The organism is Spirosoma koreense (assembly GCF_054777875.1).
On record NZ_BAAHAC010000027.1, the window covers coordinates 83,038 to 103,020 of the forward strand.

Annotated in this window: 6 protein-coding genes; 4 read left to right on the top strand and 2 right to left on the bottom strand. The window is 55.1% G+C overall.

Annotated elements, in window-relative coordinates; all coding sequences use genetic code 11:
- Nucleotides 1–166 precede the first annotated feature (166 nt).
- The 4 genes from ACYVC2_RS25880 (at nucleotide 167) to ACYVC2_RS25895 (ending at nucleotide 17,594) form a co-directional block, all read left to right on the top strand.
- Nucleotides 167–4,291, top strand: coding sequence for a hybrid sensor histidine kinase/response regulator transcription factor (locus tag ACYVC2_RS25880; RefSeq protein WP_461107387.1), 4,125 nt, complete (start codon nucleotides 167–169; stop codon nucleotides 4,289–4,291).
- A gap of 188 nt (nucleotides 4,292–4,479) precedes the next feature.
- Nucleotides 4,480–4,872, top strand: coding sequence for a LytR/AlgR family response regulator transcription factor (locus tag ACYVC2_RS25885; protein WP_461107389.1), 393 nt, complete (start codon nucleotides 4,480–4,482; stop codon nucleotides 4,870–4,872).
- A 45-nt stretch (nucleotides 4,873–4,917) separates the two neighbouring features.
- Nucleotides 4,918–16,581 (top strand): putative Ig domain-containing protein, encoded by an 11,664-nt coding sequence (locus ACYVC2_RS25890; RefSeq protein WP_461107391.1) that lies wholly within the window; start codon nucleotides 4,918–4,920, stop codon nucleotides 16,579–16,581.
- 608 nt (nucleotides 16,582–17,189) lie between these two features.
- Nucleotides 17,190–17,594, top strand: a complete 405-nt coding sequence (locus ACYVC2_RS25895) for a hypothetical protein (protein ID WP_461107393.1) — start codon at nucleotides 17,190–17,192, stop codon at nucleotides 17,592–17,594.
- 45 nt (nucleotides 17,595–17,639) lie between these two features.
- Here ACYVC2_RS25895 and ACYVC2_RS25900 read toward each other — a convergent pair whose 3' ends face one another.
- Both ACYVC2_RS25900 and ACYVC2_RS25905 read right to left on the bottom strand, forming a co-directional pair.
- On the bottom strand, nucleotides 17,640–18,788 hold the full coding sequence (locus ACYVC2_RS25900) for a glycoside hydrolase family 26 protein (RefSeq protein WP_461107395.1): 1,149 nt from the start codon (nucleotides 18,786–18,788) through the stop codon (nucleotides 17,640–17,642).
- A 64-nt stretch (nucleotides 18,789–18,852) separates the two neighbouring features.
- Entirely contained in the window at nucleotides 18,853–19,941 is a 1,089-nt protein-coding gene (locus tag ACYVC2_RS25905) for an IPT/TIG domain-containing protein (protein WP_461107397.1), read from the bottom strand.
- Nucleotides 19,942–19,983: the final 42 nt, after the last annotated feature.

Consider the following 19,983-nt stretch of genomic DNA (forward strand, 5'->3'; position numbering starts at 1 on the left):
TTGTCAGTAAATTCAACCTTCGCCGATTAGTGTCTATTTACAAAGACAACCAATTTATATTCAGGAATTTATATAACTTTCTATTTAATTTTTTTAGTCTCTCTAGATATGTTCAGGAATCGCAAGTGACTGTTTTTTCGTACTTTGAGTGCCAATTCACGTCAGAATGCGATTACGTTACTTGTGCTTGCTGCTGGTTCTGCCTTTTGGTCTTTTCGCCCAGTCGACGGGTTGGCAGGAATTGACAATTTCCGATGGCCTGTCGCAGGGAATGGTCTTCGACCTCAAGCAGGACCACAAGGGATTCATCTGGGTAGCGACAAAAGACGGGCTCAACCGCTACGACGGATATAATTTTACGGCTTTCACCCACGATCCGTATAACGATTACAGCCTCTCCGACAACAACTGTTCGACATTACTGGTCGATAAGCGCGGGTGGCTATGGGTCGGTACACTCAATCAGGGACTTGATCTGTTCGATCCCCATACGCAGCGCTTCTATCACATCAACCTTCATGATCAGACGTCGCTCCAGCCGCAGAATTATCAGCTCAAACGACTCTACGAGGACCCACAACACAACATCTGGGTAGTAACGACTACCGATAAGCTATTCAAAATCAGTTTATCCGCTCCACTAAACACCAAGCTTCCGGATTCACCGAATCTTACCCGTCAGGTTCAGATTGTACAGGCTCCAATCGACAAAGCCGTAGGCAATAAGCCCATCAACCACCTTAGTTTTCGCCCCGACGGACAGGCATTGGCGGTGTGTTCGCACGGCTTATACTGGTTCAACTGGCATGATCCCGCGAAAACAGGGCAATTTAATCCCTTTCGACACGGATCGGCCGACCTGGCGGCATCCTACGGAAACGCCAGTCAAAATGCCTGGTTCGGGACCGTCGATAACAAGGTTTTCTGTTTCCATCGTGGCCAACTGAAAACCATTCTGCTGCCCAGCAGCGCAGCCGGTTTAAAAGAAATCGATTCCGTAACCATAGCGATTGCTGCAGACAGATTACTTTGGGTCCTCTCGACGGATGAGCTGATTCGCCGAGACAGTCTGACGGCACGTGACGCATTCACGACGCTCCCATCCAATAACTACACCATCACCAACATACTGAAAGACCGGACCGGGAATGTATGGCTGGGAACCAGCGGGTATGGGTTACGAAAATTCAATCCGAATGTCCGGCAGTTTCATTCGTCGCTGGCCAATACCAGCCTTACGTATCTGTACGCCGACCGACAGGGTCGAATCTACGTGAATACAGGCTACACGTATGCTCAATTTGATCGGCTTACTACCCAACTCCGGCCATTTTTACGAGAGAACATTCCGCCCGACGACAGAAACCATCAGTACATGATGCAGGACCGACAGGGCACGTTCTGGGTATCGAATACTAATTTTCGAACGCAGGAAATGAGTCTGCTCAGGTTTTCCAGCGATTGGCGGCTCCTCAAAAAATACCCGCTACCGGCTGGCACGTCCTTTGGACTATACCGAAACTATACCGCAGAAGATAAGGCCGGACGGCTCTGGATCGGCGCTACGGACGGAAAGCTCCTTTGCTTCGATCCGCAGACGGAAACGTTCCGGGTGTTTTCGTATCAGGCTTTATTACCGCTAAAAGGATCTGAAATCGAAACAAATTTCCTGTATTTCGACCAGGCCGGTACGCTCTGGATCACTACGCAACAGGGCTTGATCCGGGCCGATCATCCACAAACCAATCCTGCTTTTTCGATCTACAGGAACAGCCAGACCGATCGCCAGAGTCTGAGCAATGACTTCGTGCTAAGCCTGCTCGATGACCCCTACGAACCAGCCCGTTTTCTTTGGGTGACGACAAAAGGAAGCGGGCTGGTTCGATTAGATAAACAGACCGGCAAATTCGACCACATCACCGAAGCCCAGGGGCTGCCAAACAAAGTGGTGTACGGAATTCTGGCCGACGAGTACAAGAATCTGTGGCTGAGCACCAACAGGGGGCTGGCTCAGTTCAATCCGAAGACCCGGACGTTTCGGAATTACACCAAAGCCGATGGCTTACAGGATGATGAATTCAACACGGGTTCTTTCTTTAAAACTCCGTCCGATGAATTGCTCTTCGGGGGCGTCAACGGTCTGACCCGCTTCCGAGCCTCCGACGTGATACCGAACCTAGGGCGAAAACCAACCGTGAATATCATTGGCCTGAAAGTCAATAACGAAACCATTCCTGTCGGTGGTCCCGATGGTATCCTGACCCAGGGAATCGAATACACATCGTCTATCGACCTATCGCATACGCAGAACCTGATAACGTTTGAGTTCGGGGTCATGGATTATACCAATTCGGCCAAAAATCGCTACCGCTACCGGCTGGAGGGTATCGACCAAAGCTGGGTGGAAGCCGGTACGAACCGCTTTGCCAACTATGCGCAGTTGCCCGCCGGCAGCTACACGTTTCAGGTGAGCGGGTCGCCCGACGGGCAGGTCTGGAGCGATCCCGTTACGGTGCGGGTGCGGGTGCATCCGCCTTTTTACCAAACCTGGTGGGCCTATCTGTTGTATGCGCTGGTGCTGGCCGTGATCGGCTGGCAGCTTTACTGCTTTCAGACGCAGCGACTGCTGCTACAGCAGCAAGTCCGGTTCGAGCAGAAGGAAGCCAGCCGGCTGGCCGAACTGGATGCGCTGAAAAATCAGTTTTTCACGAATATCTCCCACGAGTTCCGAACACCGCTCACGCTCATTCTGGGGCCCATCGAGCAGGTGGTTCAGGAGTACGCGCATGATGCCCGCTTCCCGCTGATTCAGCGCAACGCCAACCGGTTGCTCAGCCTGATCAATCAACTGCTCGATTTGAGCAAGCTGGAAGCCGGTCAGCTCAAACCGGAGCTGGAGCCGGGCGATCTGGCAGCGTTTTTCCGGACGATAGCCAGTTCTTTCGATTCCCTGGCCGAGAGCCGTCAGCTCCAGTTCGGGTTCAGCCAGAATACCTCTCGATTCCAAACCGATTTCGACCGCGATAAGCTGGAAAAAATCGTGACCAACCTGCTGGCGAATGCCTTCAAGTTTACGCCTGCGGGCAACGAAGTGCGAATGACCGTCCGCTATCCGGAAGCGGGAGCAACCGATCCGGTGCAGGTCATTGTTGCGGATACGGGCATCGGTATTGCCCCGGCGAATCTGGCGCATATCTTCGAGCGGTTTTATCAGGTTCAGGGGCAGGTAAACCGGCCGTATGAAGGCACGGGCATCGGCCTGGCGCTGGTCAATGAACTGGTCCGGGTGCTGAACGGAACCATCGATGTGGTCAGTACCGAAGGAAGCGGCACCCAGTTTACGGTACAGCTCCCCTTCGTTGCATCGCGTAAGCCAACTGCATTGAACCAAACGGATATACCTGATGCGATGCCCGATACGGTTGCCCTGCATCAGGTGGCACCACCGGTTCCTTTACCCGTTTCGGACGGCGTCGATGCGTCTGGTTCATCCGCGCCAATCAGTGCGGAGAATATTTTGCTGATCATCGATGATAACGCCGATATCCGGACGTATGTACGCAGTATTTTCGAAGATTCGTATCAGATTGTTGAAGCGGCCGATGGGCTGGCGGGACTGGCCCAGGCGACAGCGCAACTGCCGAACATCGTGATCTGCGACCTGATGATGCCCCGGCTGGATGGCTTCGGGTTCTGCAAAGCCCTCAAGAGCCAAGAAGCCACCAGCCACATTCCGGTGATCATGCTCACGGCTAAAGCCACGGTTGAAGACCGGATCGAAGGGTTCGAGCTGGGTGCCGACGATTACCTGACCAAGCCCTTCAATCGAAATGAGCTACAGGCCCGAGTGCGCAACCTGATCGACCAGCGGAAACGCCTGTACGAGCGGTTCAGCACAGCCCCGGACCAGCAGCCTACGGTTGTTCCGTCATTGGCTGGCCCTGCTCTTCCCAGTGCCGAACAGCACTTCATTGACCGGCTGACGACGGCCGTCAACCAACACCTCGACGATACGGCCTTTTCGGTCGAAGAGCTGGCAGCTGCCGCCAGCCTGAGCCGGGTGCAATTGCACCGCAAACTGAAAGCCATAGCCAACACGACGGCCACCCAGTTTATCCGCGACATCCGGCTGGCCAAAGCCGCCGAGCTCCTGGCCGGGGGCGAGCTGAGTGTGACGCAGGTAGCCTATGCCGTTGGCTTCGACAACCTCTCTTATTTCGCCAAAGTCTTCCAGGAACAGTATCGGGTACTGCCCTCGCAGTATGGCAAGCCAGGCCTGCCCGTTTTGTAAACGGCTACTGACCGTTTAATACATAAACCGTTCAAAATCTGATCGTTTTGCAAAAAACGAAACATATTTGTTAATGAATGAAACGAGAGTGTTAGCGTACCGAGACGGATTAAGAGTACTTAGCGGGCGATTTCGAAACAGTCTTTGATACTGGCTATTCGAGCTTCCTCTTTATTAACGAGTCCGTTATGAATCCATCACTACCGGCCCACACGCTCCGAATGTACATCCAGAAAACGGGCAAGATTACGCTGCCGCTTACCGACCTGATGTTTCTGCAGTCGGAGGGCAATTATAGCTGGCTCCACTGGAAAGATGGGCAGCGCCTGTTTGTCGCCCGCACCTTAAAGTACTACGTCCCTCAGTTGCCCAGCGAAATGTTTGTTCGGGCCCATCGCAACTGCATACTCAACGTCCACTACATCGAGCGAATGGAGCAGACTGCCCCCGATCAGGGTGGGCTGGTCTATATGCGTTCGGGGAATGTATTGCCAGTGTCGCGTCGGCGGTGGGTGGCCGTCAAGCGTATGCTTAAGCGTCTGTTGCTAACCGATCATTACCCACAATCTGGTGTGGCCTAGCCTACTCAAAAATGAATTTCCTATAATTACTCAAGCCTTCTTTTTATGAAACAAAGCGTTTACGTTCTTTTCCTCTCGCTTCTCGTTCTTACCGCTACGTTGGCTCAGGCGCAGACGACCTTTACGGTTACGAACACCAACGATGCGGGATCAAACAGCTTACGGCAGGCCATGACTAGTGTGATGAACTCAGGAAGCACAGGTCCTTTCACCATCAATGTCACCGCCACCGGCACCATTAACCTGGCTAGCGTGCTGCCCGATATTACCAAAGACATTGCCTTCGTCGGGCCGGGGGCCAGCAGCCTCACTATTCGCCGTAGTTCGGGCGGGAATTACGGCATTTTTAATATCCCCAATACCACTACGGTTAGCTTCAATGGATTTACTATTGCCGATGGCTTTGCCGAAGAATTAGACGGGGGAGCAATTAACAATCAAGCGGGCATCGTAACTGTTTCAAACTGTACGTTTCGCGATAACGAGGCACGTTATTGTGGCGGAGCAATTCAAAATCTAAATGAGTTAACGGTTACTAACTCAGTGTTTATAAATAATACGATGGTAGGCTCGGGGAGTATTGGTGGTGCCATTGGCCATAAAGGGTCGCTTCTACAGGTAACGAACTCTACCTTTTCAAATAACTCGGTTGGTTCCAGCGGGGGGGCCATTTGTGTATACAACGGGTCTGCCACGATTACGAATTGTCTGTTTAAGGATAACCAGGCAAACATCGCAGGAGGAGGGATTATTTTTCGGGCAGATGCTGCTGCAATTGTAACCAATTGTACTTTTAGCGGCAATAATGCAGGTGGTCAAGGTAATGCCATCAGTGATGTTGAGAACATACAACTCGTCAAGATTACCAATACGACAATCGCGGGCAACACAGGAAACAATGGAGCCCTTGGTGTCAATCTCAACGCAGTACCTCCGTTGCTAAAAAATTGTATTGTTGCTGGCAATAGTGCAAATGTCAATCCCGATATTTTTGGCCCAGTCGATGCGAGTTCATCTTACAATGTAATTGGCACCGGTGGTTCGGGTGACTTGACCAACGGAGTCAACAACAATAAGGTAGGGGTCGATGCTTTGTTGTCTGCGTTGGGCAACTATGGGGGTCCACGTCAAACCTATGCGCTGCTGCCGGGTAGCCCGGCCATCAATGCCGGTACAGCTGTTGGTGCCCCCACGACTGATGATCGAGGTATTTCCCGAGTTGGGGTTACCGACGTCGGCTCGTTTGAGTCACGGGGCTTTGCCATGGCCTTAACCAGTGGCAACAACCAGAGTGCTCCGGTCAATACGGTCTTCGCCAATCCGTTAGTGGTCACCGTCAGCAGTGCCAACAGCGAGCCAGTGGCCGGGGGCGTGGTGACGTTTACGGGGCCAGGTTCAGGTGCCAGCATCAACCCCGCATCCATAACGGCCAGTATTGGCACCGCCACGGCTTCAGCATCCGTCACGGCCAATGCCACGGTGGGAGGTGCTTATGGGGTGACAGCCAGTGCCAACGGGGCTAGCCCAGCCCGTACCTTCAACCTGACCAATACGATCGGAGCACCCACCATCACGAGCTTTACTACGGTAGACAATACCGTCTGTGTAGGTAGTTCTATCACCTTCACGGCCACCATTGGCAACGTAACCGCCAGTTATAATTACACCCTCACCAACGGCACCAGCACCACCACGGGTACGACCACCAGTACGGCCTTCAGCCAGAACCTGACCGCTGCGGGCTCGGGGAATCAGACCTTTACCCTAACCATCAGCGACAACAGCCAGTCGGCCAGCGCCACCACCAACGTAACGGTTAACAGCCTGCCCACGGCGGGACTGACCAACAACGGGCCACTGAGCTGCACGTTCACCACTGTCACCTTAACCGCATCAGGGGGCAACTCGTATACCTTTGCCAACGGCAGTGGCAGCGTGTTAGCCGGATCGGGTAACACCCGCCTGGTGACGGTAGCAGGGACCTACTCGGTGACAGTCGCCAATGCCAGCGGTTGTGTGAGTACCACCACCACCACCGTCACCAGCACCACCGCGACGGTGTCGGTGAGCAACCCGGTGACCACGAATGCCACCCAGGGGACGGCCTTCAATCAAACCTTTACGGCCAGTGGCGGAACCGCACCCCGTAGTTTCAGTCTGGCCAGTGGCAGCTTACCCAATGGCTTGAGTCTGAATTCCACTACCGGCGTCTTATCAGGCACACCCACGCAGAGCGGGAGTTTTCCCATCACGGTGCGGGCCACGGATGCCAATGGCTGTTCGGGCGTCGGTTCGACCTATACGCTGGTCGTCAATGCGGCCGCCCCCACCATCACGGGCTTCACAGTTAATCCAAATTCGGTTTGTTTGGGTAAGCCAATTACCGTCACTGCCACGGTTGGCAACGTAACGGGTAGTTATTCGTTCACCCTGGAGTATAGTAATCACATTATCTTTTCCGATATAGAAACGTCCGCTACGTTTACCAGGGGATTAGCAACCCAGGTCCCTGGTAGTCAGACTTTAATTCTGACTGTCAGTGCTAATGGCCAGTCGACATCGGCTGTTACCAACGTAACGATTAACAGTTTGCCCACGGCGAATCTTTCCAACAATGGCCCGCTGAGCTGCACGCTGGCCAGCGTGACGCTGACGGCTTCGGGCGGTAGCTCCTACACCTTTACCAATGGGATCGGTACGGTGCTGGCTGGATCAGGCAACACCCGATCAGTCAGTACGCCGGGGACGTATTCGGTGACGGTAGCCAATGCCAGTGGGTGCGTGAGTACTACCAGCACCACTGTCACCAGCACCACCGCGACGGTATCGGTAACGAATCCCGCCACCACCACGGCTACCCAGGGGACGGCCTTCAGCCAGAGCTTTACCGCCAGCGGTGGGGTAACTCCCCTGACATTCAGTCTGGCCAGTGGCACTCTGCCTGCTAATCTGAGTTTAAATGCCACAACCGGTGTGTTGTCAGGTACGCCCACCGGGAGTGGTAATTTTTCCTTTACCGTCCGGGCCACTGATGCTAATGGTTGTTCGGGTGTGAGCGCTACGTATATCCTGGTGGTGAGCGAAGCCTGTACTAATATGTACACAGTGACCAACACCAACGATGCTGGAGCGGGCAGCCTGCGCCAGGCCATGCTCAACATAGCCACAACCTCCTGCCCCGGTCCCTTCACCATCACGGCCAGCCTAAGCGGTACCATCAACCTGGCCAGTGCTCTGCCCGACATCTCCAGAGACGTTACCTTTATCGGGCCGGGAGCCAGCAGCCTGACAGTGCGCCGAAATTCGGGGGGTAATTATCGTATTTTTAACATCCTGCGTTTTGACAAAGACAATAATGACAACATCGTCAGTTTCAATGGATTTACCATTGCCAATGGCTTTGCTAATCAGGATAATGGAGGAGGTATCCAGAATGATGGTATATTGACACTAACCAACTGCACCATTCTTAACAATACGGCTACTTACGATGCCGGTGGTGTGCGTAATCAGAATAGACTAACCGTGATTGATTGCCGCTTTGATGGTAATTCGGCAGGAACTTATGGTGGTGGTCTTGCTCACGGAGGTGATTTTTTGAGTGTAGCCGGTAGTGTCTTTATAAATAATACGACTATTAGTAATGGTAGTAATGGTGGTGGGGCCCATATAGGTGCTACCAATTCTACGATAACCGATTGTTTGTTTACCAACAATGCAGCCGTATTTGGCGGAGGAGGAGTAGCAACACGCGCATCGACTACCTTTGTCAATTGCACCTTTAGTAACAATACGACTACCGGAACAAATTCTACCGTTGGGGGAGGAGCTATTCGAATTGTTACGGGTGATGCTACTTTCATCAATACGACTGTTGCCTTCAATAAAAGTAGTGCCGGAGGAGGGGTCTTGGTCGATCCGGGATCTTCCGGGTCTTTTAAAAATTGCATCATTGCCGGAAATACCAATCCTGATGGTAGCCTCGCCACTAATATTACTAATTCAGGCACTATTAGTTCGTCCTCCTATAATGTAATCGGCACGGGTGGTTCGGGTGGTTTAACCGACGGTGTCAACAACAACATCGTGGGCGTTAATGCCCTGCTGGCCCCACTGGGCAACTACGGTGGCGCAACCCAAACCCATGCCCTGTTGCCGGGCAGCCCCGCCATCAATGCAGGTACATCTTCCGGTGCCCCTACCACCGATACACGTGGCATCAGCCGGGTTGGAACAACCGACATTGGTTCGTTTGAGTCGCGGGGTTTCACCCTGGCCCTCACCAGCGGCAGCAGTCAGTCAGCCACAGTCGGCACAGCCTTCACCAGTCCACTGCGGACGACGGTAAGCAGTGCTAACAGCGAACCCGTTGATGGTGGAGTTGTCACCTACACTGGGCCGGGTTCGGGCGCTGGTCTTAGCCCTGGTCCGGTTTCAGCTACGATTGTAGGTGGTATAGCCGAAGCCAGTGTAACAGCGAATGCCACAGCGGGCGGGCCCTACACGGTGGCAGCTACGGCCAGGGGAGCCTCGCCTATCATCAATTTTAGCCTGACAAATACGTCATCTACGCCTACTCTGGCCGGGTTTGCGGCTAGCCCCAACTCGGTTTGCGCAGGTAGTCCGGTGATGTTTACCGCCACGGTAGGTAACGTGACGGGCAGCTACAACTACACCCTCACCAACGGCAGTAGCCCCCTGACCGGTTCGGCCAGCGGCAACTTCAGCCAGAACCTGACCGCCAGCGGCTCGGGCGTCCAGAACTATACGCTCACGGTGAGCAGTGGTGGCCCGGCGGCCACAGCCGTGGCGAGTCTGACGGTGGCCCAGTCGGGTGTGACGCGGTTGTATGTGAAAGCCAATGCCTCGGGGGCCAACACGGGCCTAAGCTGGCAAGACGCCTTTACCGACTTGCAGTCAGCGCTGAAGTATTCCTGTACCGGCAATCTGCGGGAAATCTGGATTGCCCGGGGTGTGTACACACCCCGGTCGGAGCAGATCAGCGACGCTTTTTCGATGCTACCCGATGTGGCCATTTATGGTGGCTTTGAGGGTACAGAGACTGACCTGAGTCAGCGGCCTCCCATTACGGCCAGCAATCCCTCTTCGACCACGCTCTCGGCCGATATTGACAGCGACGGCACCCCGGCCAACAACACTGCGTACATCATTTATAATACCCGTCGACTGACCAGTACAGCCATTCTGGATGGCGCCGTTATTGCCCAGGCTAATTACGCCGAAGGTGGAGGCATCGGAACCATTACCAATGTCAGTAGTGGCGACCCTACCTATACAGAAGAAGGCCAACCCGTCGGTAATGAGAGTAGTCCACAATACCGTAATTTGCTTTTTACGGGCTATCTGCCTGCCACGAACACCGAAAGACGGGGTTTCATATTTGTCGCAAACAGAGCCGTATCTGGAGGCATAACCAAACCCAGCTTTATCAACTGCGTGTTCCGCGACAACCCATTTGGCATGATCAGTAACCAGGGAACGTCGGGTATCTCAACCGTAGTGGCCCCGCAATTTGTGAATTGTATCATTGCCAATAACACCAATAGCAATGGCCCGAATTTGCCTTTTCTTACGGTAAGTCAAAGTTCATCGACCGATCAATCGACGTTCATCAACTGCTCTTTCCTAAACGTACCAGGTGGGGTTACTCTCTCCACTATCAACAGCGCTGACGGACCATCGCAGAATGATATTCAGTTGACCAACTGTGTACTGTGGAATACTGGTGGGGCCAGCACGTTCAGTAGCCAGGTTCAGGGTTCCAACCCAACTACAACTGTGGCCACGACTGTCCAATACAGCCTGCTTGACCAGGCCATCACCGGCTACACCAGCGGACCGGGCAATCTGACAGCAACCGGCTCGCCCTTTGTATCGGCCAGCGATGTCAGCCTGCCCAACACTTCCTCCGCCGTCAACGCGGGTAATCCTGCCAGTGTGACCGTAGCCAACGGTCCTTATTCGGCTACCAGCTTACCCGCTACCGATGCCGCGGCTAACCCCCGCATCGTGGGCAGTCGGGTAGACATGGGGGCGCTGGAGGTGCAGAACCCCGTAGCCCCTACCCCCACCATCGCCGATTTCCTGGCCAATCCCGATCCGCTTTGCGTCGGGGTACAGACCACCTTCACCGCCAGCCTTGGGAACATCACGGGTAGCTATGCCTATACCCTGACCAACGGGACCAGTACGACAACGGGTAATAGCAGCAATACCGCGTTCAGTCAGCCACTAATGACTACCCAGTCGGGTATCCAGACCTTTACCCTGACGGTGAGCAACAACGGGCAGCTAGCCACTGCAACTTATGTGCTGACGGTAAACGCGCCCCCTACAATTTCGCTGCAGGCCAGTCATGGCGGCCAACTCACCTGCGCGGTCAACAGCCTGACTCTAACGGCCGAAGGCGGAGATGATTATCGGTTCAGTGGACCCGGTATTGTCAGCCAGGACGCTGAAAATGGGTTAGCGATCGTCAATGCAGCCGGGGTGTATTCGGTCACCGTGGCCTACAGCGAAACGGGTTGTTTCAGCACCACGACGACAACCATTACCAGTGCCACGACACTCGTGGCGGTCACGAATCCGGCCACAACCACCGCTACGGTGGGGCAACCCTTCAGCCAGAGCTTCAGTGCCAGTGGCGGCAGCGGCACGTACAGCTTCAGTGTAGTCAGTAGTAACCTGCCGGCCAGTCTGAGCCTGTCGAGCACGGGGGTCCTGAGTGGTACGCCCACGCAGGCGGGTAGTTACACCCTGCTGGTCAGCGCTCAGGATCAAAACGGTTGTGCAGGGGTGGCCAGCACGGTCTACAGCCTGACGGTGAGCAATGCGGCTCCTCCCTGCGGCACGGTGGTATACGTGACCCAGGCGGGGGCGGGTAGCCAGAACGGCAGCAACTGGGCCAATGCCTTCGCGGGTACTTCGCTGCAAACGGCCATCAACACGGCCGCCGGTTGCGGAGCCCAGGTCTGGATAGCTCAGGGCCTTTACAAGCCCACCACCGGCACCGACCGCACCATTAGTTTCTCGATGAAAGAGGGCGTTGCTATCTACGGCGGTTTTGTGGGTACGGAGAGCCAGTTGAGCCAGCGTCCGGCGGTGAACCCCGTCACGGGGCAACCGTCCAGCAGTACGCTATCGGGCGATATTGGCACTCAGGGCGATGAAGGCCAGACCAGCGACAATAGTTTCCACCTTATTGTTAACAACGCTACGCTTACCAACCAGGCTGTTCTGGACGGATTTGTGCTCACCCTGACCAGTGCCAGTTACGATGAAACTGGCACTAGCCGAGGTTTTGGCGGGGCTATTTTTAATAGCGGCAAGAACAGCTCCAGCAGTCCATCTATCCGTAACTGCTTATTTGTCAAGAACTTTGCCGACGATGAGGGTGGAGCCATTTATACGCTAAGCAGTAGCCCAACCATTGACAACTGCCGTTTTGAAAACAATATAGGGAACTCTCAGGGAGGGGCAATGGCATTTGGTGGCGGTGGAAGTCCCCTCGTGAAAAACTCTTCCTTTCTAAGTAACTTCAGCAATGGCGATGGTGGAGTGTTTTATATCGATGGCCCTGTCAACCTTACGGTACAAAATAGTACCATGCGAATGAACCAGACCGGTAGTGGCGGAGTCTTGTTCGTCTCGGGTAATAACGGGTCACGGGTCGAGTTTACGGATTGCTTAATGGAAGGAAACACGGCCGACGATGCAGGCGTAATGAATACCCAGAGCTATACGGATGTAATTCTGACCCGTTGCCAGTTTCTGTCGAATAAGGCAACGGATGGGGAAAGTGGAGTTCTTTACATCGGACAAGGTAGTCTGACAGCGACGGATTGTTTGTTTAAGAACAACTCAGCTACTGAAGAAGGCGGGGCCATCTATTGTCAGGGAGATCGTACGAAGCTAACCAACTGTATCTTTCAGGACAACTCATCCCAGGGTATTGGGGGCGCTCTTTCCGTAAATTCTCCCACAACGCTGATCAATTGCAGTTTCATTGGTAATAAAGCGTATCGGGGGGGCGCCATTTATTGTGGTGACCTTACCATAACCAATTCTTCATTCCTGGCTAATCAGGCCAGTGAGGGAGGGGCCATTTGCAGTGAAGGAGGTGATGTAAAACTTACTAACTCAGTACTGTGGAATAATGGAGGCCCCAACTCTATAGTATATCCATACGGCGGAGATCAGGTATCGGCCAGCTACAGTCTGTTCGATGCAAGTGTAACGGGCTATATCGACGGGGGCAACAACCTCACCACAACGATCTCGCCCTTCGTTTCTACCACCGCCACCCAACTGCGCGACTGCTCACCAGCTATCAACACTGGCAGCAATGCCGCTTATAGTGCGGTCAGCGGCCCATCGACCGATCTGGCGGGGGCGACTCGTCAGTATAACGACGGAGTCATCGACCGGGGAGCGTATGAGTACCAGGGCAACCCCACCACCCTGACGGTCAGTAATCCGGCCACAACCACCACCGCTACGGTGGGGCAACTCTTCAGTCAGAGCTTCAGTGCCAGTGGCGGCAGCGGCACGTACAGCTTTAGTGTGGTCAGCAGTAACCTGCCGGCCAGTCTGAGCCTGTCGAGCACGGGGGTCCTGAGTGGTACGCCCACGCAGGCGGGTAGTTACACCCTGCTGGTCAGCGCTCAGGATGCCAACGGCTGTGGGGGTGTGGCCAGCACGGTCTACAGCCTGCAGGTGATCGATCAGACACCGACCGTGGTGAGCTTTGCGTCCGGCTCCTCTACTGTTTGCGTGGGTAGCCCTGTAGCCTTTACGGCCAGTGTAGCCAATATCACGGGCTCTTATACCTACACCCTGACCAACGGCACCAGTACGACAACGGGTAACAGCAACAATGCAACGTTCAGCCAGACCCTGACGGCTACGGGGTCCGGTGTACAAACGTTTACGCTGACGGTAGTCAGTGCCGGTCAGTCCGCTTCGGCGACCACCGTGATCACGGTCAGTGGCTTGCCCACCGCCAGCCTGGTCAGCAGCGGCACGCTGACCTGCGCGGTCACGTCGGTAACCCTGACCGCTTCGGGTGGTAGCTCCTACACCTTCACCAACGGTAGTGGGGTGGTGGGCACGCCGGGCTCGGCCAGCACCCTGGTGGTCAGTACGCCCGGTACCTATTCGGTGATCGTAGCCAATGCCAGTGGCTGCACCACGACCACCAGCACAAGCGTTCAGAGCGCCACGGGCACCGTCGCGGTGAGTAGTCCAACTACCACTACAGCGACCCTGAACAGTGCCTTCAGCCAGAGCTTTGTGGCTTCCGGGGGAACAGGGTCGTATAGTTTCAGCCTGGCCAGCGGCAGCTTACCCAATGGCTTGAGTTTGAATCCCACCTCCGGTGTTGTGTCGGGCACACCCACGCAGCCTGGCAGCTTCCCCATCTCGGTGCGGGCCACCGATGCGAATGGTTGTTCAGGGGTGAGTGCGACCTATACCCTGGTGATCACCGATCCTACCCCAACGTTGGTAGGCTTGTCGGCCAGTCCGAGTGCAGTCTGCGTGGGCAGTCCAGTGACCTTCAGCGCTAGTGTGGGCAACGTATCGGGTAGCTATGCCTATACCCTTTCCAATGGGCAGGGTACGCCCATTACCGGTACTACGTCGGCCACTACCTTTAGCCAGAATCTGACGGCCATCGGCACAGGAAGTCAGAGTTATACCCTGACGGTGAGTGCCAATGGGCAACGGGTGACCGCTACGGCCAACCTCACGATCAACAGCCTACCGGTGGCCAGTTTAGTGAGCAGCGGCACGCTGACCTGCGCCGTCACGTCGGTAACCCTGACCGCTTCGGGTGGTAGCTCCTACACCTTCACCAACGCCAGTGGGGTGGTGGGCACGCCGGGCTCGGCCAGCACGTTGGTGGTCAGTACGCCCGGTGCCTATTCAGTGACCGTGGCCAATGCCAGTGGCTGCACCACGACCACCAGCACAAGCGTCGATCAGCAGCTGAGTCTGCCCACCCCCAGCCTGACCAACACTGGGCCGCTCTCCTGTAGCCTGACCAGCGTAACCCTGACGGCAGGTGGCGGAACGACGTATCGCTTTAGCCCGGGCACCAGTCCGCTAGCGGCTGCCAATCAGGTCAGCGTGAGCGTAGCCGGAGTCTATTCGGTCACCGTCGTCGGTGCCAACGGTTGCTCGGCGGTGGCGTCGACGACCGTCACGGGCAGCACCCAACCCCCCACTGCTCCTACCCTGCAGGCCAGCGCCACTACGACCATCAATCAGCCCATCAGCGTGACAGCCTCGGGCTGCTCAGGTAGTCTCAACTGGACGCTGCTGGGCGGTACGGGAATGGCCAGCGGGAGCCTTTATACGGTCAGTAACCCCGGCAACTATACGCTCTCGGCCACCTGTAGCCTGGGTGGCTGCACCAGCCCGGCCGCCAGTCTGACGCTGAGCATTCAGGCCAGTAACGAGTTTCGTGTGGTGGCGCCAGACTACGACTGCCAGACCGGAGCCATTACCTTCCACACCGCCGGGGGCGACGGCAGCCCTGTCGAGTACTTTGCGGTCGGTATCACCGGCTGGACCACCAATCCCGAGCAGTACACCGACCGGGGGCTACGGGGCGACCCCAAGAAGGTGACCCTGCAAGCCCGCCAGAACGGCATCACCGTCAGCTATGTCTTCGACCTGCCTGCCTACTGTGCCGGGCTGCCCACGCCCCCCCAGTCCTCGACCAATCCGGCTCCGATCCTGGTCAACCCCATCGCAAGCCAGGTAACGACCCAGTATCAGCCGTATAGCTTTACCATTCCGGCAGGGACCTTTACCGATCCTCAGGGCGAACCCCTGACCTACGCGGTGCTGGGGCTAACGCCGGGGCTGATCTTCTCGGGTATGACCATCAGTGGCACACCGACGACGGCCGGCCGGCCCACCATCACCGTCATTGCCGTGGACCCCAGCGGCCAGACGGCCAACACCAGCTTCTCGCTGTCGATCAATCCGCCCAACCCGCCGGCCCCCAGTGCCGATCCCTTCGAGCTGTCGGTAGCGGCCTACGACTGTTCGCTGGGCTGGATCACCCTGCAAACCAGCGGGGGTACTGGCACCCCGGTCGAGTACCGCATCGAGGGGGTCACCGACTGGACGTCCAATGCCAACCTGGTGATTCCCCTCTCCATGCGGCAGAGCGCTTCGATCGGGCTCAAAGCCCGGCAGGGCGGAGTGGAGGTAAGTCTGGTCTTCGATGCGGCCGCAGCCTGTGGCCCCACGCCCCCCGATCTGACGCCGGTTCTCTACGCCCGGCCCAGCACGATGAGCAGCCAGCCGGCCTGCAGTGTGGTCGTCGATGTGGTCGAAGTGGCGGGCGTGGCCACCACGGGTCCGATCACGGTGATGATCAGCAAAGATCCGAAGATGCCGTTGAGCTTCGATGCGGGGCTGACGAGCGTGGGAGGTATGGCCGTGCAGAACAGTGTCTGGAGCCTGGATACATCGCGGCCCAACTACTACGTGCTGACCACCAATCAGGTAATTGCCCGGAGCCAGAAGCTGAGCGTGGGCTTAACGGGTGTGCTGCAGGCCGGCTCGACGACGGGTCGGCTGACGGTGAGTGCGACGGTGGTGGGGGGCAGCGGTGGGGAAACCCAGCTGGACAACAACACCGATGCCGACAAGATCGAATATTTCCCTCAGTGACCGTTGAAGGCGCTGTACCAGACGACTTATCGATAAATTATCGGTAGCTGCCTGATAAACAAAAAAGCCCGGCAATCCGGGCTTTTTTGTTTCGTGTAACATACGTGTCAATGATTGTAACGTATGTGTTAGCGGGCACGCCGATTAAACGGTTACTTGCCTCTCCCTAATAGTATGGGTGTATCCTCAAAATAAAGCCCGTTATGTCTACATCGCATTCTCAACGAAATTGCCGTCTTCATCAACCAGTCGATTCCGAATCTATAAATCTGCCCGATGCCAACCGGTCTTCTACTTTTGGGCTACGCGAGAGTCTGGACGACTCCGAAGAGACGGCTATGAGTATAACCGAGATGGACAGGCTCATAAGCCGTTACAGACGAGCTGTTTTCGAACGCTACTCAACTCAGATCAGTATGAGCGATTAACGCCCGTCTGGCTTCGCTTACGCAGTCATAGCCGACGTGTTTTTTGCATAGATACTGACCGTAGCATTTATCTAAAATACAATTGAACATAAAAACCGAACATAAGGCCGCTTTCTAATGGAGTTATATTATCAAATCTGAAATTTTATGTTTTATTTGCAACATAAAATTTAGAATACTATGCCTTATTCGGTCAAATCAACGCAGATCCCTTCCAATCCACTGACATATAAATTAGTACTGCTGGATGATTGTAACGAACCTATCGGCTACGCTACCGGCGAATTCAGGCAGTATGCCATGTGGTACGACGGGCAGCGTCATTTTTTCATTACGGATTTTGTTCTTACCGACCGCCCTCAACAGCCGGGTCTGGGGGCCAGATTCCTGAAAGCGGTGGAATCTTTTGCTTATCAACAGGGTGCCTGCTGGATTCGGGGTCAGTTGGAACGCAAGCCCAATGCGTATGCCGATCTGGGCACCGGTGGGCGGGACCTCAGCACTTTCTGGGGAGCCAGTGGCTACGGCCTGAAGCAGGAAATTTACGACGACTCGATCCGAGTCTGGAAAGCTCTGCGCCACTAATGAGTAGGGCGTCATGCGTAATCGATCGACTCAACCATGAATCATTTACCTCCGTCGGTATAAGTTGGGCAGGTCGGTTTCAAACCAGGTATACGGGTCTGCGTAAAAGCGCAGAAAGTCGGCCACGCTGGCCTGGCCGGGGTAAGGGGCGTAGAAATGCGTAGCGCTCCGGGCATCGTTGCGCCAGACCAGCACGTAGGCCAGCCTCATTTTCTCCGCTTTCAGGGATTTTAATAGGGTGTTGGTCCACCAGGTCGTATCCGGAACCGACTCCAGGCCCGTTTCGGTAAAAGCGGCCAGTTTACCAGCCTTTTCGGCGTAGTCAGACACAATCTTCAGCTTCTGAATGCCAGCCTGAAGGTTGTAATGACCGTTGCGGCCAAAATCGGCGTAGTTGTCGACCCCCACCAGATCGACCCACTCATCGCCAGGATACCGGTCGAGGTAATCCGCTTCGGTACTGAACAGGCAGTCGGGCGAGAAAGCGTAGATGAAGTTATGTACCTGCAGGCTGTCGCGCAGGTAGGAAACCGTAAATCGCCATAAAGACAGAAAATCCTCGCGTTTGCAGTGCGGCTTTCCCCACCAGAACCAGCCACCGTCGAACTCATGATACGGCCGAAACACCATCGGCACAAGCTTCCCGTCGTGGCCTTTCACCGACCGGGCCAGCCCCCCTACCGTTTGCAGAATCTGCTTGTATTGCTCATGGTGAGATCCGCCAGGCTTAAGGTCGGCAACGGCGGGGGCCGACACCGAATCTTTCCAGTAAAAACCCGTCTGTGGGGTTACAGGGTTCGAAAAATGCCAGGCTACGGTAGTTACCCCGCCCCGGTCATAGGTAGCGGCAATTTGTTGGCGTAACGACGATTTGGCTTGCTCGATCGCTTCCGGTGAGCGGCCCGATAGCCCGCTGAAGTCAACGCCTACTACCGCCGGATGCGACCCGCTTACCGATTTAACATCTGACCGGTTGGCATCACCGCTCCAGCCATGACCGTATTCGGTGGCATGCTGGTGACCAAACAGTATGTGCTTTCGGGTAAGCTTATGCAGGTTGTGATAAAGCGCCTGGGTTTCTCTGGTCGCTTTCGTATCAATTAACTGCGGACGGGGTGCAGCCAGTCCAACCGGGCCAGCGAATAAGCCTGCGAATAGGCTCGCGGATAAAATAACTGTAAAGAACGAACTCATACAACGTATTCGCCAAAATCATCGGCCCGAACATTAGCTAATGTTCGGGCCGTTAAAAATTTACTTATTTGACCAGCATCAGGTCGTCGAAATAAAAGGTTTCGTCCTGGTTGTTTGGCCCCTGAATCCGGAAGCCGATCTGACTCAGGGATTTTCCCGCAGCCCAGAAATCAATGTCCGACAACTTCAGTCTGAAGTAATTCCAGACGCCTGCTTTTACGTCGATCTTGTTTTTATCGACAAACTCCCCGAAGCCGGCTTTACTGGCATCGGTCGTCAGGTAGAGCGAATAATCGGCCGAAGCACCTTTGACCCAACCCGTTACGTACGTGTAGTCGGTGGAATACGCCAGGGGCGATCCGGTGGAAAAGCCAATTAAATGCCAGTTACCTTTCTGAAAATTCTTTCCGACCGAAGCGGCTCCAGATGCAAACTCCTTCGTCGATACGGCGGCCGCATCGCCCCAGGAAGCGTCCTTGAAACCCGGGCCGTAGGCATCGGTAAAGATCGGATAGGCTTTATCGATATTGACAAACTCCTGGGCCGTGGTCATTCGGCCAGTGCCGTTGGTAATCCGCAACGGTGCCCGGTTCAGCGACGAAGCCGGCATCTGAACGACCAACTGGGCCTTGGCTTTCGACACAATCGTTACCACATCCGACACGCCTTTTACGGAATCGGTCAGCGTCACGGCCGTCACATCGTCGAAGTTATTGCCAGTAAGGGTAATGACGGTGCCTTTTGTGAAGTTATAGTTCGAGACCGATGCCACCGTCGGATACGCCAGCGCCTTGAACGGCACCTTTAGGGTATTGCCCGCACTGTTGGTAAAAATAATGTTCTGACTCCCGCCCAACACATCGGCAGGCACCCGGAAAATCAGCGCCCCCTCGGTGTTGAGCGTCGATTGAAAGCCAGCCGGTACGTTACCTTTTTCGAAAACAATGCTGCGGATATCGCCCAGACCCGTACCCGTCAGGGTTACCAGCGAGCCGCCAGCGGCCGAATCCGGCGAAAGCGCCGTTGCTACGGGGTTTCCAGGTTTTATCTGTGGACTGCCGTCCGTATCTTTTGTGCAGGAACTCATCCAGAAACCGGCCGTGGCCGTCAGGAACAGTACCCCCGCTATTCGATTCAATTGATTGACTCTCATTATAGATTCGTTTTTTAGGGTCATTTGGTGGTCATTGAATAG

What these genes read in the sequence shown, in the direction of transcription:
- ACYVC2_RS25880 (WP_461107387.1), top strand. Translation starts at nt 167, where the DNA reads ATGCGATTACGTTACTTGTGCTTGCTGCTGGTTCTGCCTTTTGGTCTT.
- ACYVC2_RS25885 (WP_461107389.1), top strand. Translation starts at nt 4,480, where the DNA reads ATGAATCCATCACTACCGGCCCACACGCTCCGAATGTACATCCAGAAA.
- ACYVC2_RS25890 (WP_461107391.1), top strand. Translation starts at nt 4,918, where the DNA reads ATGAAACAAAGCGTTTACGTTCTTTTCCTCTCGCTTCTCGTTCTTACC.
- ACYVC2_RS25895 (WP_461107393.1), top strand. Translation starts at nt 17,190, where the DNA reads ATGCCTTATTCGGTCAAATCAACGCAGATCCCTTCCAATCCACTGACA.
- ACYVC2_RS25900 (WP_461107395.1), bottom strand. Translation starts at nt 18,788, where the DNA reads ATGAGTTCGTTCTTTACAGTTATTTTATCCGCGAGCCTATTCGCAGGC.
- ACYVC2_RS25905 (WP_461107397.1), bottom strand. Translation starts at nt 19,941, where the DNA reads ATGAGAGTCAATCAATTGAATCGAATAGCGGGGGTACTGTTCCTGACG.